We start from the raw sequence: 21,683 nt of genomic DNA, 5'->3' as shown, positions 1-21,683 counted from the left end.
GTGAAAAAATAAATGCTAGCAAGATGAAGATTATCGCTTTTATTCTTTTAATAATATTCCTCCCATTTTCTATTCAATAGAATTCATTAAATCAAAAAAGTATTTTGGTTCTTGCGTCTGATACAGCTTGAACCATGCATGTAATGTTTCAGGTGCAAATACACCAAGCAATTTCAATACATGCATTGTAAATTCCAAAGGAGCTATTCCTGATGCAGTAATTAAATTACCATCAGTTACAGCCGGTTCCATTTCATAATATTTTTCTCCACTATAATTAGGACAAACCATTTTCAAATATTCTAGATGATTACTTGTGTGTCTTTTAGAATCTAGTAACCCCTCGTTTGCCAGTCTCACTGTTGCACCACAAATTGCAGCAACAATAATTTTTTCTTCCCTTAAATATTTAGATACCTTTTTCAAAATAGGATCATGAATTGAATCCATCCAAGTATTTCCTCCAGGAAGTACAAAAACATCCGAACTTGTTAAAATACACTCATCAATAGAAACACTAGGTATTATTTTTAATCCTCCCATTGTTGTAACAGCATTTTTATGAATACCTACTGTAACCACCTCTAAAGGTGCTAGTTCCTTTTTAAAATACCTTCCTGAGTTAAGTTCAGCAATTAAATAGCCTATCTCCCAGTCTGACATTGTATCAAATACATAAAGATACACCTTTGCATTCATAATAGACACTTCCTTTCTAATTAATAAATCCTATTATAAAAAAACTTCACTGACATCCACTGTCAGTAAAGTTTTTCGTTTGATAATAATTTATTTGTTCATATAGAAATTTGAGAAATTAAGCATTTTTTCACTTTAAATTAGTCAAAATCAAAAGGATTAAGCGAATATTTGTTAAAAATACCATATACATGCCCACAGTTATTACAAAAAGCAATATTAAACCATGGTTGTCCATCTTCTGATTCTTCAGTACTATCTTCAGATACTATGTGTTCTAATCCCTCGATTTTACATTCAGGACACTTTGGCTTTGCCATAAAATTCACTCCTTTCATCTACCCAATTCGACTAAAGGAAGGATTTCCCTGCTGATTTAGACAATAAAAATAACGCTACGACTATGCTAGCGTTTCTGTTTGTACAGCCGTTATAAGCAAAACACTAATGTTGATATATAGCTTCACAAGTATTCATAAAGTTGGTTTACAGATTGTGTAATGCTGCTGGAATTTCACCTGCATTAAACTGTACTTTTTTTTAAGTAATAGGCTGTCCATTGCTTAATTGTACTTGATAATATTTTAGAGCGTATTTCAATACAAAGAAAAAGCACCTAACCCTCTATAAAATTTAGAGGTGTCAGGTGCTTTTTCTTAACCTTACATCTGTTGCTTAGCCTTAGTAATGAAATTTCTTTAATAAGCCCTGAAGCTCATCTGCCTGCTGAGCCATTTCCTTAGCTGTAGAAGCCATATGTTCTATCGAGGCTAATTGCTCCTTAGCAGTGACTGTTACATGTTCAGAACTATCTGTTGCACTACTAGCAATACGAGCCATTTCCTCTGTGGAAGCGGTCACTTCTTCAATGCTTGCTGACATCTGCTCTGTCACCGCAGAAATGTCATGAAGCTGCGAACTTACTCCTTCTATGGACTGCATAATTTTTTGGAAGGCCTCTTTTGTTTCATCAACAACTTCCATACCTGCAGCAGTTTCCTTCGTATTACTCGAAATAGCTGTAATCACATTGGTAGTGTCGTGTTGAATCGATTGTATAAGGGCCGCAATTTGGTCTGCTGATTGCTTCGATTGCTCTGCTAATTTTCGTACCTCGTCTGCTACTACGGCAAAGCCCTTTCCTTGTTCCCCTGCCCGTGCTGCTTCAATCGCAGCATTTAAAGCAAGTAAGTTCGTTTGATCTGCAATACTAGTTATCACATCTACAATATTGCCTATTTGTTGTGACTGTTCACCTAATATTCGCACCTGTTTCTCTACATGATCAGATGAATCATTTATAATTGTCATTTGCGACATCACACGATTCAAGGAATCATTTCCTTGCGATGCCTCTTGCCCCATTACATCAGCAGCATCTGACACTGTTGAAGCGGTTTCAGCCACTTGCTGAATACCAATCGCCATTTCCTGCATGGCCGTTAAGCTCTCCGCTGTGGTATGTAATGTCGTTCTAGAGCCTTGTGCTAAATCTTGTAGGGTTGAGGCTAATGCTCTCGTCATTTCTGCTGATTGATCTGATTGAGACGTTAAATTATCAGAGGATAAATCAACCTGATGAGATGTGTGGGCAATCTGTTGCATTAGGCTCTTTAAACTTGCCAGCATTTTATTAAAGGATTGTGCAAGCTCACCTGCTTCATCCTTTGAACTAATTTGTAGCTGTTTTGTTAAATCCCCTTCCCCTTCTGCAATATCTCGAAGTTGACGGTTCATTTCCTGAAGTGGTCTTACAAATGCTCTTGTGAAAAGGAAACTACCCAAAGTCGCAATGGCGGCTCCTATTAACATGACAATAAACAGCTTGCCGATAAATGCAAAAATAATTTGTTGAACCTCATCTATCGTCTCACCAACAAACCACATCCCAATAATGTCTCCATTAGCATCTTTTATGGGTGCATAGAGTGTTAAATATTTTGTCCCAACAACATCAGCTTCACCTATAAATGTATTGCCTTTCTTCATTACCTCTTCAATAACTTTCGGGTCAGCATCCTTGCCAACTAAGCGATCACCATTAAGCTGTAAATTAGTAATCAGCCCTTTGGTTCCTTGAAAAATCGTCACACCGCCTTCGATGCTTTCTCCCACCTCATCTACAAAGTCCACTTGGTCAACTATTTTCGCATTGCCTTTATAAAGCTCTCCATCTTTTATTGCCCAATCTCCTTTAAATCGTTCTTCAAGCAGCAAATAACCAACCTTTGAAATATGCGTTATACTTTGCTCGAAATTATTACGCATAATATCCTTCACTTGTACATAGGAAACAACGCCAATCATAATGCTTAAACATATAATGACCACCACTAAAAGCAAATTAAATTTTGTACTAATTTTAAATGTGCGCAAAATCTCTCTCTCCTTTCTTAAATAGCTTGTAGGAATAATATGTATAAAATGTAAATCACGTTAATTAAACATGATTCTAATAATAGTTTCAATACATTATCAATAAATTAATATATTTTACAAATATGAACGGTTTTTTATTGAAGGAAGTTGTGGCAAATCTAGTGATACTAATAATTTAATAGATAGTTTAATATCATTAGGGATGATTTTTGGTTGTGCTATAGGTGTAATTTTTGGCATGCTTTTTAAACCAGGCTTTCAAGTATTTACTGCTAGTTTAGGAGTTGGAATAGGGTATTTATTTGGAAGAGTTGTTTTTAGATAATATAGTAAGAAAAGAAACTCATAACATAAAGATATGAATAACAGAACTATATTAGAAGTTTGATTTGTTGAAGATAAAAAATAGTCCCTCATCTATATAAGTAAATCTCCATTAGTAAACAATAAGCAAAAAATCCACGTTAAGTCACTGTTAGCCCATTAATACCAAAATAACGGAAAATTCCGATTTCAAGATGTTTGGGCTGTTCCTATAAAACACATAAAATGCCAAAATGTTGTTCAAATCAACGCTTTGACATTTTTATTTAGCTTAAGATTGACAAAAAACTAGATATATACAAAGAAAATTTTCCATTTTTGCGCGAGTGTTCCACAAAATTTTCGTTATAGTATGTATAACGATCATAAGGAGTGAAAAAATGAATGATTTTATCCAACGTCTTCAACGACATGATGAAAAAGCATTGAAATATGTTGTTGATCACTATTTAGGATTTGTAAAGGCAATTACTCTAAAAATTTTAGAAAAACCATCAGATTATATGTTAGTTGAGGAATGTGTAAATGACGTATTCCTACTTATTTGGCAAAAAAGTAATTATTTTATTGGGGAGGAAGCGGAATTTAAAAGATGGATAGGAATGATTACTAAATATAAAGCGATTGATCTTTACAGAAAACAGCAAAAGCAACTAGCGGCATTACCTATGGAAAATATTCCTCCTCTTATCGCACCAGATAATATTGAACAACAGTTTGATAAAATGTATGCGAAAGAGCAATTACTTCTTGAAATTATGCATCTACCTGATTTAGATAGAGAACTATTTTTAATGAGGTATTACCTTGAATATACAAATAACGAGATAGCAGAAATTCTACATATTTCAAAATCTGCAGTGGAGAATCGCTTATATCGAGGAAAGAAAAAGCTTGCTAAAAATCCTAAATTACAGGAGTGTTGGACATGAATAAAGAAAAAATCTTTTTACAGTTGGATATAGATGATATAACGCCAGTAGCGGTTTCAAAAAATGAGAAGCAAAAGGTTTTAAACACCGTTTTACAGAAGCAATTCAGGCGAAAGAAAATCCGTAAATGGACCATTGCCTCCATTCTTGCCATTGGAATTTGTTCAGCTAGCTTAGTGAATTTTTCATCAATGGCCTCTATATTACCAATTAAGGATGTAACTTTATCTGAAAAACTCTTTTCAAAACAGCATGAATTTATTTTTAATCGTATTTCAATTTCAGAAAATACAGCATCTATTTACTTTAGCTGTGATTTAGATTTTGCTACTGAATTCATAACTTTAGACATTGTTGATAATTTTGACAATCATTATTATGACACATCCGAAACAACGACAAATAAAATAACTGATCATTACTCAAATGGTAAAGTTATATTAAATAATTTTCAGGCTAATGCATCCTCAATTTACATCACACCAATCGTTCATACAATGGATAAAGAAGGAAATATTACGAAAGAAAGACTGGAGACAATAAAAATTGAGATAGACTCTAATGAGAAGTGAGATATAGGAACGAATCCTTTGAATTTATTGCGTGCGTAATTCGTCAATAAATTCAAAGGAATCCATTGTTAATCGGTAAATTCCTCTACTCTATCTAACCATTCACCCATAAGGCTATTAAACAAATTCGCTTGTTCGATTTGCAAGTTATGACCAGCCTTATCTAAAATCGTGAAGCTTGCTCTTGGGAACTTTTCAATAATAGCAAATGCATCCTTATATCCAACCATAGAATCCTGTTTACCCAGCAAAAATAAGCAAGGTTTTTCAAATAGCGTTTCATCAACAGGAAAGGAAAAGCTATAGTTTTGCTGAATCTTTTCCAAAAAATTGACGTCAGCTTTTTCTTGTCCTGCTACTACTTCATTCATGTATCGGGTACAATGGTGTTCATCTAAAACAACTAGATAGGAGCTATAATCTTCTAGCTCCTGCTTCGTCAATGTTGAAATAAATTCTTTATCGGACAGAATAATACTTTGTTCTGGCACTGTTCTTCTTTGTTTTTCTGGAATAATCAACGGACAAATAAATGCAGCCCCTAATATTTCTTCTTGATAATCCCTCATAATGCCTCGAACTAAATAACCACCATAGGATTCCCCTACTAAAAGATAGGGTTCATTTGGAATTAAGGAATGGATTACCTCAACTACAGCCTTTAACATCTCATCAGAGTTATTAATTTCTTCATAGTCTGTCGTCTCCCCCATTCCTGGAAGGTCAATATAGATTCGTTTCCAGCCTGCTCTTTTGACAAAAACGGGCTCCATGCACCCCTCCATTAATCCATGATCTGGAGAAAATCCATGAAGCATAACGATTGGCTTTCCCTCTCCAATCATTTCATAGTAAATATTAGCCTTACTTACCTGGCAAAATGGCATAGTTGTTCCTCCAAAAAATGTTGTTTCCACAAATATATCATCTATACCCAATTTTTCAAAAAATCGTTAGACTAAACGAAGGAGAGATTCTATCCATCAGTTTAATATTTCTATCCATCTCTTTAGCTTTTCTATCCATCAGTTCATTGATTCTATCCACCACTTTCATTTTACAGTAAAATAAACCTCGATTATCTCACTACCGATAATCGAGGTTATAAACAAAAATTATAAAAGCTCTTTACGTAATTCAGCAGCTGTTTTAGGTGATAACAGACCGAATGGAATATCGAATACAGTTTTCGCACCTTTGTCGCCAGCTTGGCTTAAACGATATGCTGCACGCGCGTAGGCTACTAGTACACTAGACGTGAAGTTTGGATTACTTTCAAGTTTTAATGAGAATTCAAGAATTTGTTTATCATTTGCTCCACTTTCACCGCTGCGGATCACAAAACCACCGTGTGGCATACCAGTATGGTTTGCTTTAAATTCTTCTTCAGAAATGAAATTAACAGTTGTATTATATTCATCGAAATAGTTTGGCATAGTCACAATTTCTTGTTCAATTTTTGCTGCATCCGCACCTTCCTCAAGTACAACCCAGCATTCACGGGCATGTTTTTCACGTGTTGTCAGCTCAGGATTTTCACCATTACGAACGCGCTCTACAGCATCTTTAATTGGTAATGTGTATTGTACAGCATTTTTTACACCTTCGATACGACGTACAGCATCTGAATGTCCTTGGCTTAAGCCATCTCCCCAGAATGTATATGTTGTACCTACTGGAAGTACAGCCTCACCAAGTACACGATTTAATGAGAATAAACCCGGATCCCAACCAACTGAAATGACTGAAACTTTACCAGATTGTTGTGCTGCCGCATCTACTGCTTCAAAAAATTCAGGAATTTTCGCATGTGTATCAAAGCTATCAATTGTATTAAACCATTGTGCAAAGTGTGGACCTTGCTCAGGTAAATCTGTTGCAGAGCCTCCACATAAAATCATTACATCAATGTCATTTTGGAATTTTTCAGCATCATCCACTACATACACTTTTGCATTACTTGCAACGTTTACTGTTGAAGGGTCACGACGAGTGAATACCGCTACTAATTCCATATCTGGATTTTGTGAAATAGCGTATTCCACACCGCGTCCTAAATTTCCATATCCTACAATACCTACTCGAATTGCACTCATCAAAATTCCTCCTCACGATTACGTGACTATGTGAAAAACTTCACGTTAAATCTACTTACAATAATACTTTGTGTTAGAAAAATTCACAATAGTTTGAGTATCTGTTTTTGCTTGATAAATTATATCAGTTTTCTATGATTTTTATCGGTCAACGGCATGAATACGGTTACAAATTACTACTTCATGTTACTAAGCTTTAAGTTTTCGTTAAAGCCTTGTAAATAAAGACTTTTTAAGACAGGTATCTTGTACAATAAAACTAACGACAAAAGGGGGCATGATGAATGAAAAGTAATTGTTACTCACCAAGTACACCATGGGAACAAGGAGCATTACTTGCTTGTCCATTCCAAAATGCACAGAAATCTGGAAAAGAATATGATACTACAATTTTAACTTCCGCTGAGATAAAGCATAAGCCGTTTTCACCCTACACGCATTATTGTACAGGCATTATTCCTTTTGACGTTATGGAAAAAACCTTTAACATTACCCCACAAAAACAAAGAATCAATGAAGTTAGCTTTTATTGCAGCGGCAAGGAAATTGCTCGCTGGCTGGTTAAAAAAAGTGAATATAATAAGCTTGACCTCTTTATTTGAAGTCTGTTAAATTCATTTTCAGATCTTAGCTGATAAAATCTAATTAATTTCCTCAAATTTATCAGCGGTTACTGCAAGCTAATGCATACTCTTCGTCACTGTCTGAAGATGCACCGCTGAAGCCGCCACTTGCTCAGTTACCGCTGCTATTTCCTCAATCACTTTGCTAACATTTTCACTATCCTTCATAATAGTTAACATTTCAATGGCCTCATTATGTGCTGTAATCTTTATTTTACGAACCTCTAACAATTTAGATATATACCTGCTGTAAGGAAATATAGAAAAAGATTGCAAAATTAAAGAGTATTAACTGTTGCCTTTTTATTTTTTTAAAAATTTCTCAATTGGTGGTAATAGCTCTTTAAATATAGAATTACTGAATTTCCTGGGTCAATTGGTGAAGACGCTCTCCATCAATAATGTGATAACCATTCTTTTTCTTTTCTAGAATCTTTTCATCACAAAATTGTGCTAGAACATATAATAGATGCCGATAGGAAACCCCCAAATATTCACTGATTTCTGTATGCCTTTCTTTATAGATACCTTGATCTGCGGATAGCTGAATAAAGGCAGCTAAGCGATTTTCAAATGGATATGCCAGATTTTGTGTATATTTAGCTGTCATATTTGTCGCCTTCTCACCTAAAAACACGCAGAGTCTTCGTAAAAAGAGAGCATCAGCCAGAAGTTTTTCTTTACATGCCTGTGTAATAGAGAAGCAAATTGTTTTTGTTACCGTTTGAATTCCTTTAGTATATCTTGCTTCATTTAGCAGTTCAATTTCCCCCATAAAACGTGGTGCCTCTAAATATTCAATAAGAGAAACCTTCCCATTTTTATGGGTCATATATAGCTTTGCTTTCCCCTCCACCATGTAATAAAGCGTATCTGGAAAAGATCCTTCTTTAAAAATCCATTCTCCTTTGTCAAATTGACATACTTCAAGATAAGGATAAATATCAAATGAAAAGAAATCATGAATCGGGTATTTTTCTAGATAATGTATGCGCTCATTAGTTGTCAGTATATGCATTTTTTTACTCTCTCCTATAAAATATGAGATATCTCACATTATTGTACCGATGAACGTGCTATTATTCAACATAGTTAATGGAGGTACGGTAAATTAATGAATAATCAACGATGGCTTTCTCAGAATTTCTTTGCATTTTTTATTACTTGGGGTATTTTCTTGCCTTATTGGACAGGCTGGCTCGTAGATGTCAAGCATCTAACTGTCTCACAGGCAAGTGTTGTGATGGGCTGTGGTCTTTTAGCTCGAGCTACTTCAAATCTGTTTTTCTTCCCAACTCTTGCTAAGTATGTACACAATAAACGACTTATTACAATTCTTGCGACAGGCGCACTTATAACAACATTCCTTTACTTACCGAGTACAAGCTTTAGCATGCTTTTAATTGTTACTATTTTATTTAGCATTTTTTACCCTGCTCTTCTACCTGCCGTTGAAAGTAGTGCCGCTACATTAGTCCAGCATGGAAATGTTCACTATGGTAAAAGTCGTTCATATGGATCTTTCGGCTTTGTAATTGCGGTGTTAATTATTAGTATGCTAACAGGTGTATTTGGCAAAGATATTATCTTTTGGAGTATGGTTCTTGGACTTATCGGTATGCTGTTGATGCAGCAACTAGCGACACCAAAAGAATTACTTGTGATACCGACAAAAGAACAACGAGCAAAATCGCTGTCGATGAAAACACTTTGGACAATTAAAGGATTCCCTATTGTTTTATTCATCGTCATCCTATTACAAGGTGCACATGCTTCATACTACAGCTACGGTTATATTTATTTAGGTGATTTACATGTCGATTCGTTCTATATGGGGATGATTATAAACATAGCGGTTATTTGTGAAATTTTATACTTTATGAAGGCAGATACGTTATTTACAAAATGGCGCTCATCCTCTTTATTGCTTTTAGCAGCAAGTGGCTCTTCCTTACGTTGGTTACTTATTTATCTTTTTCCTAATGTTTGGGTATTTATCGCATCACAAACCTTACACGCATTATCGTTTGCCCTTGCACATTTTGCCTTTATTGGTTATTTGACTAAAGCATTACCGAAGGAACAGATCCCAAATGCACAAGGACTTTATTCTGCCTTAGCAATGGGATTAAGTACAGCTATCCTTACTTTTTTAGGCGGTTATTTATACGAAATTTCTCCTGGTCTATCCTTTGGAGCGATGCTGATTTGTACGGTTCCAGCTATCGCTATTTTGCTTGTGACTAGAAATAAATATCAATACTAAAAACAAGCAGGTATGAAAGAATTTTCTTTCTTCACCTGCTTTTCTATAGATTTACCTTGGATAATAAGAAAATCCAGGATATTTTACAACAGGCCATTTTTCCTTTCTCAAGACCTTGAGGAGCTCCTGACCAACATGTAAATTGCTTTGCACCAGCTCAGATGGAGTCAACGCCATCCATTGATTTAACGACACATCCTGGAAACGATTGCTTTTAAACATTTCGAGGAACCATAATGTTTCTGTTCCTGTATTCTCAATATAATGACCGTTGGCAAATGGCACATAACCGACATCTCCTGCACGATAATCGAATGTTCTAGCCGTACCATTAGCGGCAAATACAGTCATACGTCCCTTCCCTTGTAGGTAATACTGCCATTCATCATTATTCGGGTGCCAATGTAATTCTCGCATTGCTCCTGGTTCAATTTCTACAAGCGCTGCCGCTATATTTTGGGAAATAGGAAAGTTTGAGGAATCTACAATTCTAACACTGCCACCTGGTGTTTTAATGGGGGTTTGTGAAAGTAATCGATGTTTGAAACTTTGAGGAACTTTACCATATGGAGATTGAACCTTTTGTGTTTCGATAGGACCCGGCACTTTATCTTGATAAATATAGACTTGTTCAGATGGAATATGGTTAAAAGCGCTAATAGGTACTCCGAAATTAGCTGACAGCACCTCTTTAGGCGTATGCGCAAACCAATCAGATATTGAAAATGTATTTAGATCTGAGAAATTCCCATCATCAAACACTAGTAGAAATTCACAGCCGTCCTCAAGACCCTGTATCGAATGAGGAATTCCAGGTGGGAAATACCATAAATCCCCGGGTCCAACATCCGCTATAAAATTTCTGCCATCTTGATCCACTGCTGTAATACGGGCATGACCTAGAAGCATATAGGACCATTCCGCTTGTTGATGCCAATGCAGCTCACGCACGCCACCAGGTGTCAAACTCATATTAACCCCCTGCCAATGTCCTGGCGATTGGCAAATCACGCACCGTAATTTCTCGTGACCAGCCCCCCTTATTTAAGGTCATATGCGTATCAGAAAAAGAGAATTTTAGATTTGGTATAAGTCCAGCATCTGTTTTTGGAGGGACTAGCATATTAGGGTTTTCTAAATCTCTCATAATATCTCTTGGCCCTTTATCCACCCCTCCCGCATCATCTCGAATAGGCTGTGGAACATAAAAATAGCCCTCTGGCATATTCTCCAATTATTCACCTCTTCATAAAGAAATCGTTATTTAAAAATGTATGGGTTCTTTATCTAGATTATTCTTTTTATGGGCATCAAACGCACAGGAAATATCAATTCTAAAGGCGACAATTTGACAATATTAACAAACATAGTTATTTTAAGTATGCATCTATTTCTGTGTGAAATTGTACAAAGGAGAACTGAGATGAATAGCGAAATTAAAAATCAGACTATTTTCAAGAATTTATTAATCGAAACCGAAAGACTCATTATTAGACCTTATCGATTGGAAGACACTAAAGATTTGTTTATTATAATATCAGAGCCAAATTTTTACGACTATATTCCTGAAGCCCCACCTTCCCTAAAAGAAGTCGGGGAAATAATACAATGGTCTATGGATTGCAATAATAAAAATACCCTGGAGAAAATTTATAAATTAAATCTTGGTATTATTTTGAAAGAATCAAATTGCTTTATTGGTTTTTGTGGACTTGGACCCTATGATTTAGATTCTACAAAAATTGAAATCTATTATGGTCTCAAGAAAGATTTTAGAGGAAGAGGGCTTACTACTGAAGCGGCAAAAGCCTTATTAGATTATGGTTTTTCTACCTTAAGATTGGATGAAATAGTGACGACGGTATTTCCCCAAAATATTCCTTCGGTAAGGATTTTAGAGAAAATTGGGATGACTAAGCAATATTCCATAACAAGCCCACCTAAAGAACATCTAGATTTTAAAGGAATGGATTATTATACAATCTCTAAATAGAGATTTCCTAAAAAATATCCCACCCCTGAATAGAGGTGCGATATTTTATTATTATCAAGGAACTCAATTTTTCGTAGTTCTTCAGATGGTCAAATGCTTGTCCATTGTTTGCGCTTTTCCGAAGTTATGGATGGCTATCCTAATAATTCTTGATATTCAGGATGTTTTTCAAACTCAGCTTTTGCAAAAGGACATAATGGGATGACTAATAACTTTTCTTTTTTGGCATATTCCACAGCTGCTTTTACTAATTGCTGACCTACATTTTGACCTCTTAAATGTTCTGCAACATGTGTATGATCTAAAATGATTCGAGTTTCTCCTACAAGAACAAAATGAACCTCAGCTTCACTATTTTCCTCGTTCCCAATATAAAATGACTGAGTACCCTGTTTAATATCCATTGAAATAGTTCTCCTTTTAACGTTTATATTTTAATGCACCACTTGGACATCTTTTGATTACATCTACTACATCATTTACATCTGCTTGATCAGGAGAAATCCAAGGTCTTGCTTTTACATTGAAAACCTCAGGTAATCCTTTTACACATTCACCTGCATGCTGACAAATTTCCCCATCAAAATAAACTGTAATTTTTTCTCCTTTGTACTCTTTAAAACTCATAAGCATTCCCCTCACTTTTTCTTCTAATTACCCTAAATTAGTAGGTTATAATCCAGTAAATAGCTCAAAACTATCTCTCTTTTCCTTTGCTTCATACAAAGCTTGATCTGCTTTCCCCACTAAAACTTTTACATTATCTCCGTCTTTAGGAAAAATTGAAGCACCTGAACACCCTCATATTTCAATGATTACGAAAAATGCACACGAAAATCATAAATTTTATCACGATATTTTAGAACTTCGTCGGGTGAAAAAAACCGTCAATCAAGATGATCCAAGTATGTATCATGATTTTTAACATATAAAATCTTTCCTATCCATAAATGCTGAGTAAATTTTGAGATCGATTTGCCTTAAAATTATATTATTTATAAGTCATAGCCTATAGGATTTCTCAAAACTCAGAAGCCATTCTTCGACTTTTTAGATTTCATATTTCGAATCCGAGATAATCATCAAAAATATATGTATAAAAATATTATCTCGAATTAAAATATCTTTAATTCGAGATAATATTATCATGATTTTTATTGATAGTCAATAACTTTCCCTACAATATTTTGATTAAAATACTGACAATGACAACCGATCCCACAGTTACCGTTGTAAAGCCACAATTAACAATGGTGTATGGAAGTATAACGGGGTTTAATCTAATTGAACTTAGAAAACCCCCTATTTAGGATTAGTACAAATTAGTCGTCGTTAGAAAATTCATTATTTCCTTATTTATTTCATCTTGTTCTTTTCCTAATGTTATTAAATGTTTAGACTTTTCAAAGCCTCTCATCCGTTTTACATCAGAATTGACGTTATTGCATAGAATTTCGGCACTTTGCGCGTACAAATCATCATCTCGTTCCCCATAGAAGATAGCGATAGGTATTGAGATTTTATCCAGATGCTGCATAGTTGCTTTAATAAATTTTTGAAATTCTATAAAAGAATCTAGCGGCATGTCGTTAAAAATTTCGAGTTCATTAGAAATTTGGAGCTCTGGTTTCCCCTCTACTTTTTTATAATTGTAAGCATAGTCGATGATTCTTTGCTTTAATTGTTCTGGCCCCTTATCTACTGGTACCGATAATACAATGATTTGCTCTAATTTTTCTAATTGAGCAAGTTTCAATGTGAAAATACCACCAATTGATAATCCGATTACAGAGATTCTTTGGTACCCTTCATTCATCAAAAATTGGTGAGCGTTCACCACATCGTCCCACCAGTCGTCTACATTATACTGTAATAGTTGCTCTGGAATATAACCATGTCCACGATAGAGCGGTACATAGCATGTGTAACCTTTTTCATGGAGCACGGTTGCAACTTTCTTCATATCTCTTGTATGACTTGTAAATGAGTGCAAAAGTAAAATGGCATGCTCATGTCCTTTGAGGTAAATTTCTTTGGCTGGGAGTATTTTCATCACTTTATCAGAACCCTTCTTCATAGTTGTCGATAATAATAGAAGGTAGCCTATTTACGGCTACCTTCTTGCTGTGCTTATATCATAAACCAAAATTAAATGAATTACATTTCTCCACTTAATTTAACTAAAATTTTCGCTTGAGATTTGTCATTTGTTAATGCTTCAAATCCTTTTTCTACGATATCATCTAGTTCAATTTGAGAAGTAATGATCCCTTGTGGTTTTAATTGTCCAGTACCCATTAAATCAACTGTTTGCTGGAATGAAGTTGGTGTATAAGCAATAGTTGAAGTTACTTTAACACCTGTGTTTGTTAGTTGCATTGGGTTCCACTCAATCGAATGAGCAAAAATGGATACGATAACAACTGTACCACGAGCACGAGTTACATCAATGGATGATTTAAACGTTGGTGCAACACCTGCAACTTCAAACGTAACATCGACTCCATCTGGAGCATGTTGTTTTACCGCGTCCACTGGATTGATTTTTCCAGAGTTAAATACTTCTGTAGCCCCAAGCTCTTTCGCTTTTTCAAGACGTGTTTCTGATAAGTCAAAGACAAATATTTTGCTTGCGCCAGCTGCTTTTGCTGCAATTGTTGTTAATAAGCCGATTGGACCAGCACCAAAGATGGCCACTGTGTCACCAAATTGCATACCACTTTCTTTAATTGCTTGTACAGCCACAGCAGTAGGCTCTACTAAAGCACCATCCTGTAGCGTTAATGTATCTGGTAATTTATAAATATTATGCTCTGGCGCATTTGCAAATTTAGTAAAACCACCATCACCATGTAAGCCGATAAAGCTAAAACCATCATAGCTGTCAATGTCTTCTGGTTTGTTTCCATGAGTAATTGTAGGGTTAATGACTACACGGTCTCCTACTTTGTATTTTGTAACAGCAGGACCTACTTTTTCTACGACTCCTGCAAATTCATGACCCATTGTAATCGGAGCAATTTCGCCAGTTAATGCATCTGGTGCGTCTACTGGTACAAAAACAGGCCCTTCTTGATATTCATGTAAATCTGAACCACAAATACCTGCCCATGCTACACGAACAGTTACTTCATTGTCTTTTAATGGTTTTAATTCTCTTTCTTCTACTCGAATATCTTTTTGACCATACCATACTGCTGCTTTCATTTTTCATTCCTCCAAATTTTGTTGTCATTTCTCATGATGTTTAACGAATTGTATATAACGCTTTAGACCACGGAATTAGTTGGTCTAACATTTGATTGACTGAATCAGTTTGTACAGCTTTTGGTTTAAAGTCTGTACCATTTTCATAATCTGTGAATAGTGATAATGCAGGGTGAACGCGTACATCTGCGATTAAAAGCTCTCCTAGAATGCCACGTAAATGTTCTGCAGCACGAACACCACCTACAGAGCCAAAGGATACAATCCCTGCAGCTTTGTTATTCCACTCTTCACGTAAATAATCTAATGCATTTTTTAAAGCGCCTGTAATGGAATGATTGTATTCTTGTACGATGAACACAAATCCATCCGTTTGGCAATAGCTTCTGACCAAGCTTGTGCACCTGAAGCATCTTGCTCCGCTTCACCTAGTAGAGGTAATTTGTAATCTGCAATATCAATTACTGTATATTTCGCATCTCCTCGTTAATCTGCTATTTCCTTTACCCATTGTGCTACCTATGGACTTACACGCCCTTCACGAGTTGATCCAATAATGATGCCAATATTTAATTCTGCCATTGCTTCTTCCTTCTTTTTATTTGAAGTAAGGAACCTATTTAAAAACTCATTTCTATATCCCACCTTCCAAATGGCGCAAAAGGTTTGAATTCTTTTATCTTGAGTTCGAGATAATAGTAACACTCTATTTCTTGTTTCGCAACTTTTCTATACCGGAAAAATGATTTTACAATAATAAAAAAGCAGAGACGTTATTTATTGCAATATCTCTGCCTTCAACAATTTCCTTTTAAATTGAATACTAAACGTAAATCTTTTTTCAAAATGGAGTTTTTTCATTCCGTTTTTCAACCACTGCTACTGACACATTCATGTAATATTTCCAGGCCACTCTGTAATTCTTCATAGGTAGCATAGGCATAGGACAATCTGATATGATGGGCATCCTGTAGATCATAAATATAGCCAGGATTGATAAGAACTTGTCGGTATAATAGCTTGGTAAATAACGCTTTATCAACGATGGGCTTATAAAACTTTAGCCAAATATAAAAGCCTCCCTTTGGCTTGCTCCAGTCAGCCAAATCATTGAATTTTTCTTTTAAAATAGTCTCTACATAATGTGCCCTTCGCTGTAATTTTTGGCGTAAGTCTTCAATATGTCTTTCATATTTACCAGATTGCAGCCAATGTAAGACAATTTCCTGCGAGATGGCACTTGAACCGTAATCTGTTTGCATCTTTATATCTGCTAATCGTTCAATCACTGTCGTTGGACCAATTAGCCAGCCTATACGAAGTCCAGGGCTTAAGGTTTTCGAGACGCTTCCAATATAAAGGACTTGCCCACTATCATCCATTGATTTAATTGGAGGTGTTGTCGCTTCAAAGAGCAATTCATGATAAACGTCATCTTCAATAATAGGAATGCGAGACGCTTTACACGCTTCGTAAAGTTGCCTTTTTTCTTGCATTGTCCATACCTCACCAGTTGGATTGTTTAACGTAGGAACAGCATAAAACACAGCCTGTCTTTTTCTTTTTTGTTGAGCCAATGTTTGGGCAAGCTGTTCACCTCTATGGATAGCCATCATTTGCATACCCACCGACTGAAAGGGATGCACTGAATTTAAATAAGAAGTTTGGTCCTGGAACACAATAGCGCCCTGCTCAAGCAATCCAACAGCAATCAGCTGCAATGCCTGAAGTGCACCTGAAACAATACAAATATTTTGAGGCTGCACATGGATGCCTCTTTTTTTCACATATTCACAAATTGCAACTCGTAGCCTGTCATTTCCTTGAGGTGATGAATAGCCTAACGCTTTCGGCTGCAAAGAAAGCTCCTTCAGTGATGCTTCTATATCAGCTGTTGGCAGTAGACCTGGTGCAAGCTCTCCAGTTCCCAAACGAATGACATCATCGCGCTGCTCATATTCATTGATTAATTGAATGGTATGGTAATTGGGCTTATGAAGACTAGTGTCTATAAAATTTTGCCAATTAGGTTGTGTTTGTGTAATTAAAGAATGCCAGGAATTATCAGCTACATAAATACCTGAGCCAACCTTGGCTTTTAGTATGCCAGTTGCCTTCAATTCCTCTAATGCCTGCTGTACGGTACTGCGATTGACTCCAAATTGCATGGCAAGCTGCCTTTGTGTTGGTAGCTTTGTTCCTGCTACCCAATCACCTCGCTCAATATGTCCTGTAATCCATTGGATAATTTGCTGCTGTAACGTCATTTCGCCTTGTTTAATTGGCTGCCAGCTCATTTATATCACCTCAAACAGTTAAAATTGGGTGGTAAAAAAACCATCCAATTGGTCGTTTTCTTTTAGTTATATCATAACTAGAATGTTTAGTGAAAGGAGGGAATTTTATTGGAAGCATTTTTTCATGGAATGATTTTAGCATTTGGACTTATTTTGCCATTAGGCGTACAAAATGTCTTTGTCTTTTCACAGGGTGCAACACAGCCACATCTAGTTCGAGCCTTTCCTGCGAGCATCACAGCCGCAATTTGTGATACGCTTCTGATTCTGCTTGCAGTATTCGGTTTGTCTATTATCGTATTGCAATTTGCGTGGCTTCGAGTTGCCTTAATGACGGTTGGTATCCTTTTCTTACTTTATATGGGCTATACAATATGGCGCTCCACCCCAACCACAGCTGATAATAGCGAAGCACTTCCTAGGAAAAAACAAATTTTATTTGCGCTCTCTGTCTCACTTTTAAATCCACATGCCATTCTAGATACAATTGGTGTAATTGGGACAAGTGCTTTAAAATATAGTGACACGGAGCAAATATTGTTCACTGCTGCATGTGTATTGATTTCTTGGATATGGTTTTTTGGTCTTACCATTGCTGGAGCCTTTTTCAAAAAAATCGATAGCTCAGGGAAAATAATGAGTATTTTTAATAAATGTTCTGCTGTCTTTATCTGGGCTACAGCTTTATATCTGCTGAATGGTTTATTGTAATTTTGGCATAAAAACGCTCAGGATATTTCCTATTTTGGTTACCTGAGCGTTTTTTTGGGTTACCCGAGCATATTTTCTCGAGACCTGAGCGGATTCTGAGGTTACCCGAGCACTTTTTCTTGCGACCTGAGCAGTTTCTGAGCTTACCTGAGCATTTCTCCTAGCTACCTGAGCAGATTTCGGAGTTATCAGAGCACTTTTCCTAGCAACCTGAGCGGACTTGGGGGTTGCTAAATTTCTTGTGAATTAAAGATTGTTAAAATAAATGGTGATCTTTTCATTAAACATATCTGTTTCAATATAGCGTTCACTATGACCATCACTCACATAATCAATATCATGTAACAACACATTTGCTTTTAATAACGCTTCGTGCTGCTGGATAATAGACATTGCTTTAGTATTTCCAGCTATTGAAATTGAAACATACTGCTCTACTGGTAGTTGCCATTTTTTACGTGTATCTTGGATTGTGCGAATTAATTCTCTTATTTGCCCTTCCTCTAGTAAGCTTGCTGTAAGGTGAACATTTATAAGGATTCGACATGAGGCATCTTCGGCTAAAATATATTGATCCTTTACCATCGATTCCATTAAAACATGTTCCTTTAACAAGGTTAGCTGTTCCCCTTCAATCGTAAATGTTACCTCATCTGTTTGCTGTAATTCACGTTTTTCTTGATCATTTAAATTCATAACGTAATTTTTTACTTTATTCACTTTTGCTCCAAATATGGCCCCTGCTATTTTAAAGTTCAGTTTATAATGAACCGTTTCGTATGCTGAAAAATCATTTGTCCATAAACATTCTTTTATATTTAATTCGTCTTTCACAAGCTCACTATACGGTTGAAAATCTGTTAATACTCCATCAACAGAGACAATGATTTCGCTTAATGGTTGCTTGACCTTGATCCCTTGACTATTACGAATGCTACGCCCTAATTCTACGATTGTTAAAATAGATTGCATTTCTTTTTCGAGGCTCGCATTAACAAGTGCTTCATTATATTTTGGGTAGTCTTGTAAATGCACGCTTTCCCCATATAATTGTCCATACAAATCTTCCGCAATAAATGGTGTGAATGGTGCTAACAATTGACAAATTGTTGTTAGTAACTCATATAGTGTACTAAATGCTCCCCGTTTGTCCTCTGACAGCCCATTGGCCCAAAATCTTGCACGTGAGCGTCGGATATACCAATTACTTAGCTCTTCCACAAGCCTTCCGATTTCTCGTGTTGCCTGTGTAAATTGAAAATCGTCCATATATTTTGTCACAAGCTGAATTGTATGATGTAAACGAGACAATATCCAATGATCTAAATTTGTACGTGTGCCAGTATTATTTGCATTGTACTCAAAGCCATCGATCTCTGCGTACAACTGATAAAATTTAAATGTATTATCCAATGTATCGACAAGCTTTGATTTCGCGTCCATAACAATTTTCTTTGAAAAACGTTTCGGATTCCAGGGTGAACTGTCAACTAAAAATGACCATCGCAAAGCATCCGCTCCATATTGCTCAATTAATTCAACTGGCTCTAATGCATTTCCTTTACTTTTCGACATTTTCTGTCCGTGTTCATCTAGAACATGCCCTAAGGAAAGTACTTTTTTATATGGTGCCTTTCCTGTAAATAAAGTCGAAACCGCTAATAAACTATAGAAAAAGCCTCGTGTTTGGTCAATGCCTTCGATGACCACATCAGCAGGAAATTGATTGTTAAAAGTAGCAAGGTCTCCAAAAGGATAATGTTGCTGCGCAAATGGCATGGAACCACTATCAAACCATACATCAATTACTTCTGGTGTACGTTCCATCTCACCTTTACATTTTGGACAACTACAAATAATCTCGTCGATATATGGCTTATGAAGCTCGACATCCTGTAAAGCACCCTTCGCTAATTTCTTTAAAGCAGGAATACTATTTGGTGCTTCTTCATGACCACAATCCTGACAAATCCATACATTAAGAGGTGTGCCCCAATAGCGATTACGGCTAATATTCCAGTCCACTAAGTTTTCTAAGAAATTTCCGAATCTGCCATGTTTAATATGCTCTGGATACCATGTGACCTGCTCATTATTTTCTAAAAGCTTTTCTTTTAATGCTGACATTTTGATAAACCAGCTATCTGTTGCATAATAAAGTAATGGTGAATCACAGCGCCAGCAATGAGGATAGCTATGCTCATACTTTTCCTTATCAAATAAAAGCTCCTTTTTAGCAAGCATTTTAATAATGTCGACATCACATTCTTTGACAAATTGACCGACTAGCTCTGGCACCTCTTCTGTATAACAACCTTTTCCATCCACAACGTTGACAAATGACAGACCATTTTGCTGAACTGCTTTATAGTCGTCCTCTCCATAGGCAGGTGCAATATGCACGATGCCCGTTCCACTATGCTCTGTCACATAATCTGCTAGTAGAACAATATGCCCTTTCTCAACTGTAACGTATGAAAAAGGTGGAGTGTAGGATATGCCTTCAAATTCACGACCATAATGCTCACTTAACACTTTCACAGGTTCAGTAAAAACTTTGTTGATAAGTGGTTTTGCTAGAATATACACTTTTTCGCCTTGCTTCACACGCACATACGTAAGCTCTGGGTTCATTGCCAACGCAACATTAGCAGGCAAAGTCCATGGCGTTGTTGTCCAGCCAAGAAAATATTCGTCCTTCTCCTTAAGCTTAAACATCGCTGTTACAGATAAATCCTTAACATCCTTATAGCCTTGTGCCACTTCATGAGAGCTTAATGATGTTTGACAGCTAGGGCAATATGGTGACACACGATGCCCTTTATATAAAAGCTTTTCCTTGTGCACATGGCTTAAAATATGCCATACGGATTCGATATACTCATTACTAAGTGTTAAATAGGGATCATCCATATCAATCCAATAGCCTAGTTGTTCAGTAAAGGAGCGCCATTTCTTTTCATAGGTAAAGACACTTCCTTTACATTCCTTGATAAATTGTTCAACACCATATTTCTCGATTTCGTGTTTCCCAGAGATACCTAGCTTTTTTTCTACCCCTAATTCTACAGGTAAACCATGTGTATCCCATCCCGCTTTACGTTCTACGAAATAGCCTTGCATGGTTTTATAGCGAGCAACGACATCTTTAATCGTTCTACCAAATGCGTGACCCACATGGGGTAATCCATTCGCTGTTGGTGGTCCTTCGTAAAATACAAAAGGCTTATGGCCAGAACGATTTGCAACAGTTGCCTGGAACGATCCTTCTTGCTCCCATAATGTGCGAATTCGTAATTCTCTTTCTACAGTTGTTTCTATTTTCTTTTTCACTTGCATGTGATTTCCTCCTATACAATCCATTTGTATAAAAGGCATACAAAAAACCCCGTCCCAAGTAAGGGACGGGGTTAACCGCGAATACCACCCTAATTCTATTGACACATCGTTCAATAGCACTTAGCAACGTACAATCATACGTGTTCTTTTTAACGGTAGACACCCGGATTAACCTACTATATTCGGCTAATCTTCTCAGAGAGGATTTTCATGTAACACTTGCACACCGACTTTCACCACAAATG

General features: G+C 36.2%; 19 protein-coding genes, 3 pseudogenes and 1 other annotated feature (1 of these 23 only partly in view). Of the genes and pseudogenes, 7 read left to right on the top strand and 15 right to left on the bottom strand.

What is annotated here, in order from left to right; translation table 11 throughout:
* Positions 1-69: 69 nt before the first annotated feature.
* The 3 genes from AC1RNS_RS17565 to AC1RNS_RS17555 all read right to left on the bottom strand — a co-directional run bounded on the left by AC1RNS_RS17565 (position 70) and on the right by AC1RNS_RS17555 (position 3,075).
* Complete coding sequence (locus tag AC1RNS_RS17565; protein ID WP_492994577.1) at positions 70-702, bottom strand: type 1 glutamine amidotransferase family protein; 633 nt, start codon at positions 700-702, stop codon at positions 70-72.
* A 137-nt stretch (positions 703-839) separates the two neighbouring features.
* A complete protein-coding gene (locus tag AC1RNS_RS17560) occupies positions 840-1,019 on the bottom strand; it encodes a transcriptional regulator (protein WP_492445493.1) in 180 nt (59 codons plus the stop codon).
* Positions 1,020-1,380: 361 nt separating this feature from the next.
* Positions 1,381-3,075: a methyl-accepting chemotaxis protein gene (locus AC1RNS_RS17555; protein ID WP_492994507.1), complete on the bottom strand. Its 1,695-nt coding sequence runs from the start codon at positions 3,073-3,075 to the stop codon at positions 1,381-1,383.
* A gap of 707 nt (positions 3,076-3,782) precedes the next feature.
* Here AC1RNS_RS17555 and AC1RNS_RS17550 point away from each other — a divergent pair.
* A complete protein-coding gene (locus AC1RNS_RS17550) occupies positions 3,783-4,334 on the top strand; it encodes a sigma-70 family RNA polymerase sigma factor (protein ID WP_492994505.1) in 552 nt (183 codons plus the stop codon).
* Positions 4,331-4,906, top strand: coding sequence for a hypothetical protein (locus AC1RNS_RS17545; RefSeq protein ID WP_492994503.1), 576 nt, complete (start codon positions 4,331-4,333; stop codon positions 4,904-4,906). Before AC1RNS_RS17550 ends, AC1RNS_RS17545 begins: the two co-directional genes overlap by 4 nt.
* Before the next feature lie 68 nt (positions 4,907-4,974).
* On the opposite strand, the gene AC1RNS_RS17540 is transcribed toward AC1RNS_RS17545, so the two are convergent.
* Together AC1RNS_RS17540 and AC1RNS_RS17535 are read right to left on the bottom strand one after the other, a co-directional pair.
* Positions 4,975-5,793, bottom strand: coding sequence for an alpha/beta fold hydrolase (locus AC1RNS_RS17540; protein WP_492994501.1), 819 nt, complete (start codon positions 5,791-5,793; stop codon positions 4,975-4,977).
* Between the two features lie 228 nt (positions 5,794-6,021).
* Entirely contained in the window at positions 6,022-7,002 is a 981-nt protein-coding gene (locus AC1RNS_RS17535; RefSeq protein ID WP_492994499.1) for a diaminopimelate dehydrogenase, read from the bottom strand.
* Positions 7,003-7,286: 284 nt separating this feature from the next.
* Here AC1RNS_RS17535 and AC1RNS_RS17530 point away from each other — a divergent pair, with 284 nt between their 5' ends.
* Complete coding sequence (locus AC1RNS_RS17530) at positions 7,287-7,604, top strand: hypothetical protein (protein ID WP_492994497.1); 318 nt, start codon at positions 7,287-7,289, stop codon at positions 7,602-7,604.
* Between the two features lie 78 nt (positions 7,605-7,682).
* Here the strand turns inward: AC1RNS_RS17530 and AC1RNS_RS17525 are convergent, their stop codons facing one another.
* Complete coding sequence (locus tag AC1RNS_RS17525; protein WP_492994495.1) at positions 7,683-7,856, bottom strand: hypothetical protein; 174 nt, start codon at positions 7,854-7,856, stop codon at positions 7,683-7,685.
* 124 nt (positions 7,857-7,980) lie between these two features.
* The gene (gene yeiL, locus AC1RNS_RS17520) at positions 7,981-8,643 is read right to left on the bottom strand and encodes a transcriptional regulator YeiL (RefSeq protein ID WP_492994493.1); all 663 of its coding nucleotides are present in this window, start codon (positions 8,641-8,643) and stop codon (positions 7,981-7,983) included.
* Between the two features lie 96 nt (positions 8,644-8,739).
* Between yeiL and AC1RNS_RS17515 the strand changes: the two genes are divergently transcribed.
* The gene (locus AC1RNS_RS17515) at positions 8,740-9,891 is read left to right on the top strand and encodes an MFS transporter (protein WP_492994491.1); all 1,152 of its coding nucleotides are present in this window, start codon (positions 8,740-8,742) and stop codon (positions 9,889-9,891) included.
* 51 nt (positions 9,892-9,942) lie between these two features.
* Here AC1RNS_RS17515 and AC1RNS_RS17510 read toward each other — a convergent pair.
* Positions 9,943-11,116, bottom strand: a pseudogene (locus tag AC1RNS_RS17510) (oxalate decarboxylase family bicupin).
* Positions 11,117-11,314: 198 nt separating this feature from the next.
* Between AC1RNS_RS17510 and AC1RNS_RS17505 the strand changes: the two are divergent.
* Positions 11,315-11,884 carry a GNAT family N-acetyltransferase gene (locus AC1RNS_RS17505; RefSeq protein ID WP_492994489.1) on the top strand — a complete coding sequence of 190 codons (570 nt, stop codon included), beginning with the start codon at positions 11,315-11,317 and terminating at the stop codon, positions 11,882-11,884.
* A 134-nt stretch (positions 11,885-12,018) separates the two neighbouring features.
* Here the strand turns inward: AC1RNS_RS17505 and AC1RNS_RS17500 are convergent, their stop codons facing one another.
* Together AC1RNS_RS17500 and AC1RNS_RS17495 are read right to left on the bottom strand one after the other, a co-directional pair.
* Positions 12,019-12,288 (bottom strand): GNAT family N-acetyltransferase, encoded by a 270-nt coding sequence (locus tag AC1RNS_RS17500; RefSeq protein ID WP_492994487.1) that lies wholly within the window; start codon positions 12,286-12,288, stop codon positions 12,019-12,021.
* 16 nt (positions 12,289-12,304) lie between these two features.
* The gene (locus AC1RNS_RS17495) at positions 12,305-12,511 is read right to left on the bottom strand and encodes a (4Fe-4S)-binding protein (RefSeq protein WP_492994486.1); all 207 of its coding nucleotides are present in this window, start codon (positions 12,509-12,511) and stop codon (positions 12,305-12,307) included.
* Between the two features lie 184 nt (positions 12,512-12,695).
* On the opposite strand from AC1RNS_RS17495, the pseudogene AC1RNS_RS17490 reads away from it, so the two are divergent.
* A pseudogene (locus tag AC1RNS_RS17490) lies at positions 12,696-12,806 on the top strand (ring-cleaving dioxygenase); the annotation flags it as partial.
* A 390-nt stretch (positions 12,807-13,196) separates the two neighbouring features.
* Here AC1RNS_RS17490 and AC1RNS_RS17485 read toward each other — a convergent pair.
* The 4 genes and pseudogenes from AC1RNS_RS17485 to AC1RNS_RS17470 form a co-directional block, all read right to left on the bottom strand.
* Entirely contained in the window at positions 13,197-13,937 is a 741-nt protein-coding gene (locus tag AC1RNS_RS17485; RefSeq protein ID WP_492994575.1) for an alpha/beta hydrolase, read from the bottom strand.
* A gap of 104 nt (positions 13,938-14,041) precedes the next feature.
* On the bottom strand, positions 14,042-15,091 hold the full coding sequence (locus AC1RNS_RS17480; RefSeq protein ID WP_492994484.1) for a 2,3-butanediol dehydrogenase: 1,050 nt from the start codon (positions 15,089-15,091) through the stop codon (positions 14,042-14,044).
* A 40-nt stretch (positions 15,092-15,131) separates the two neighbouring features.
* A pseudogene (locus AC1RNS_RS17475) lies at positions 15,132-15,673 on the bottom strand (NADPH-dependent FMN reductase).
* Positions 15,674-15,960: 287 nt separating this feature from the next.
* A complete protein-coding gene (locus AC1RNS_RS17470; protein WP_492994482.1) occupies positions 15,961-17,388 on the bottom strand; it encodes an aminotransferase-like domain-containing protein in 1,428 nt (475 codons plus the stop codon).
* Between the two features lie 108 nt (positions 17,389-17,496).
* Between AC1RNS_RS17470 and AC1RNS_RS17465 the strand changes: the two genes are divergently transcribed.
* Positions 17,497-18,099, top strand: a complete 603-nt coding sequence (locus AC1RNS_RS17465) for a LysE/ArgO family amino acid transporter (protein WP_492994480.1) — start codon at positions 17,497-17,499, stop codon at positions 18,097-18,099.
* A 246-nt stretch (positions 18,100-18,345) separates the two neighbouring features.
* Here AC1RNS_RS17465 and ileS read toward each other — a convergent pair whose 3' ends face one another.
* Positions 18,346-21,438 (bottom strand): isoleucine--tRNA ligase, encoded by a 3,093-nt coding sequence (ileS, locus tag AC1RNS_RS17460; protein ID WP_492994478.1) that lies wholly within the window; start codon positions 21,436-21,438, stop codon positions 18,346-18,348.
* Positions 21,439-21,496: 58 nt separating this feature from the next.
* Positions 21,497-21,683 (bottom strand) — a binding site (T-box leader); it runs 54 nt beyond the window's last position.

It is taken from the genome of Lysinibacillus sp. GW821-FHT14F06, assembly GCF_058803665.1.
Note: the sequence above shows the minus strand (reverse complement) of the source record. Positions and strands in the feature narration are given on the sequence as shown.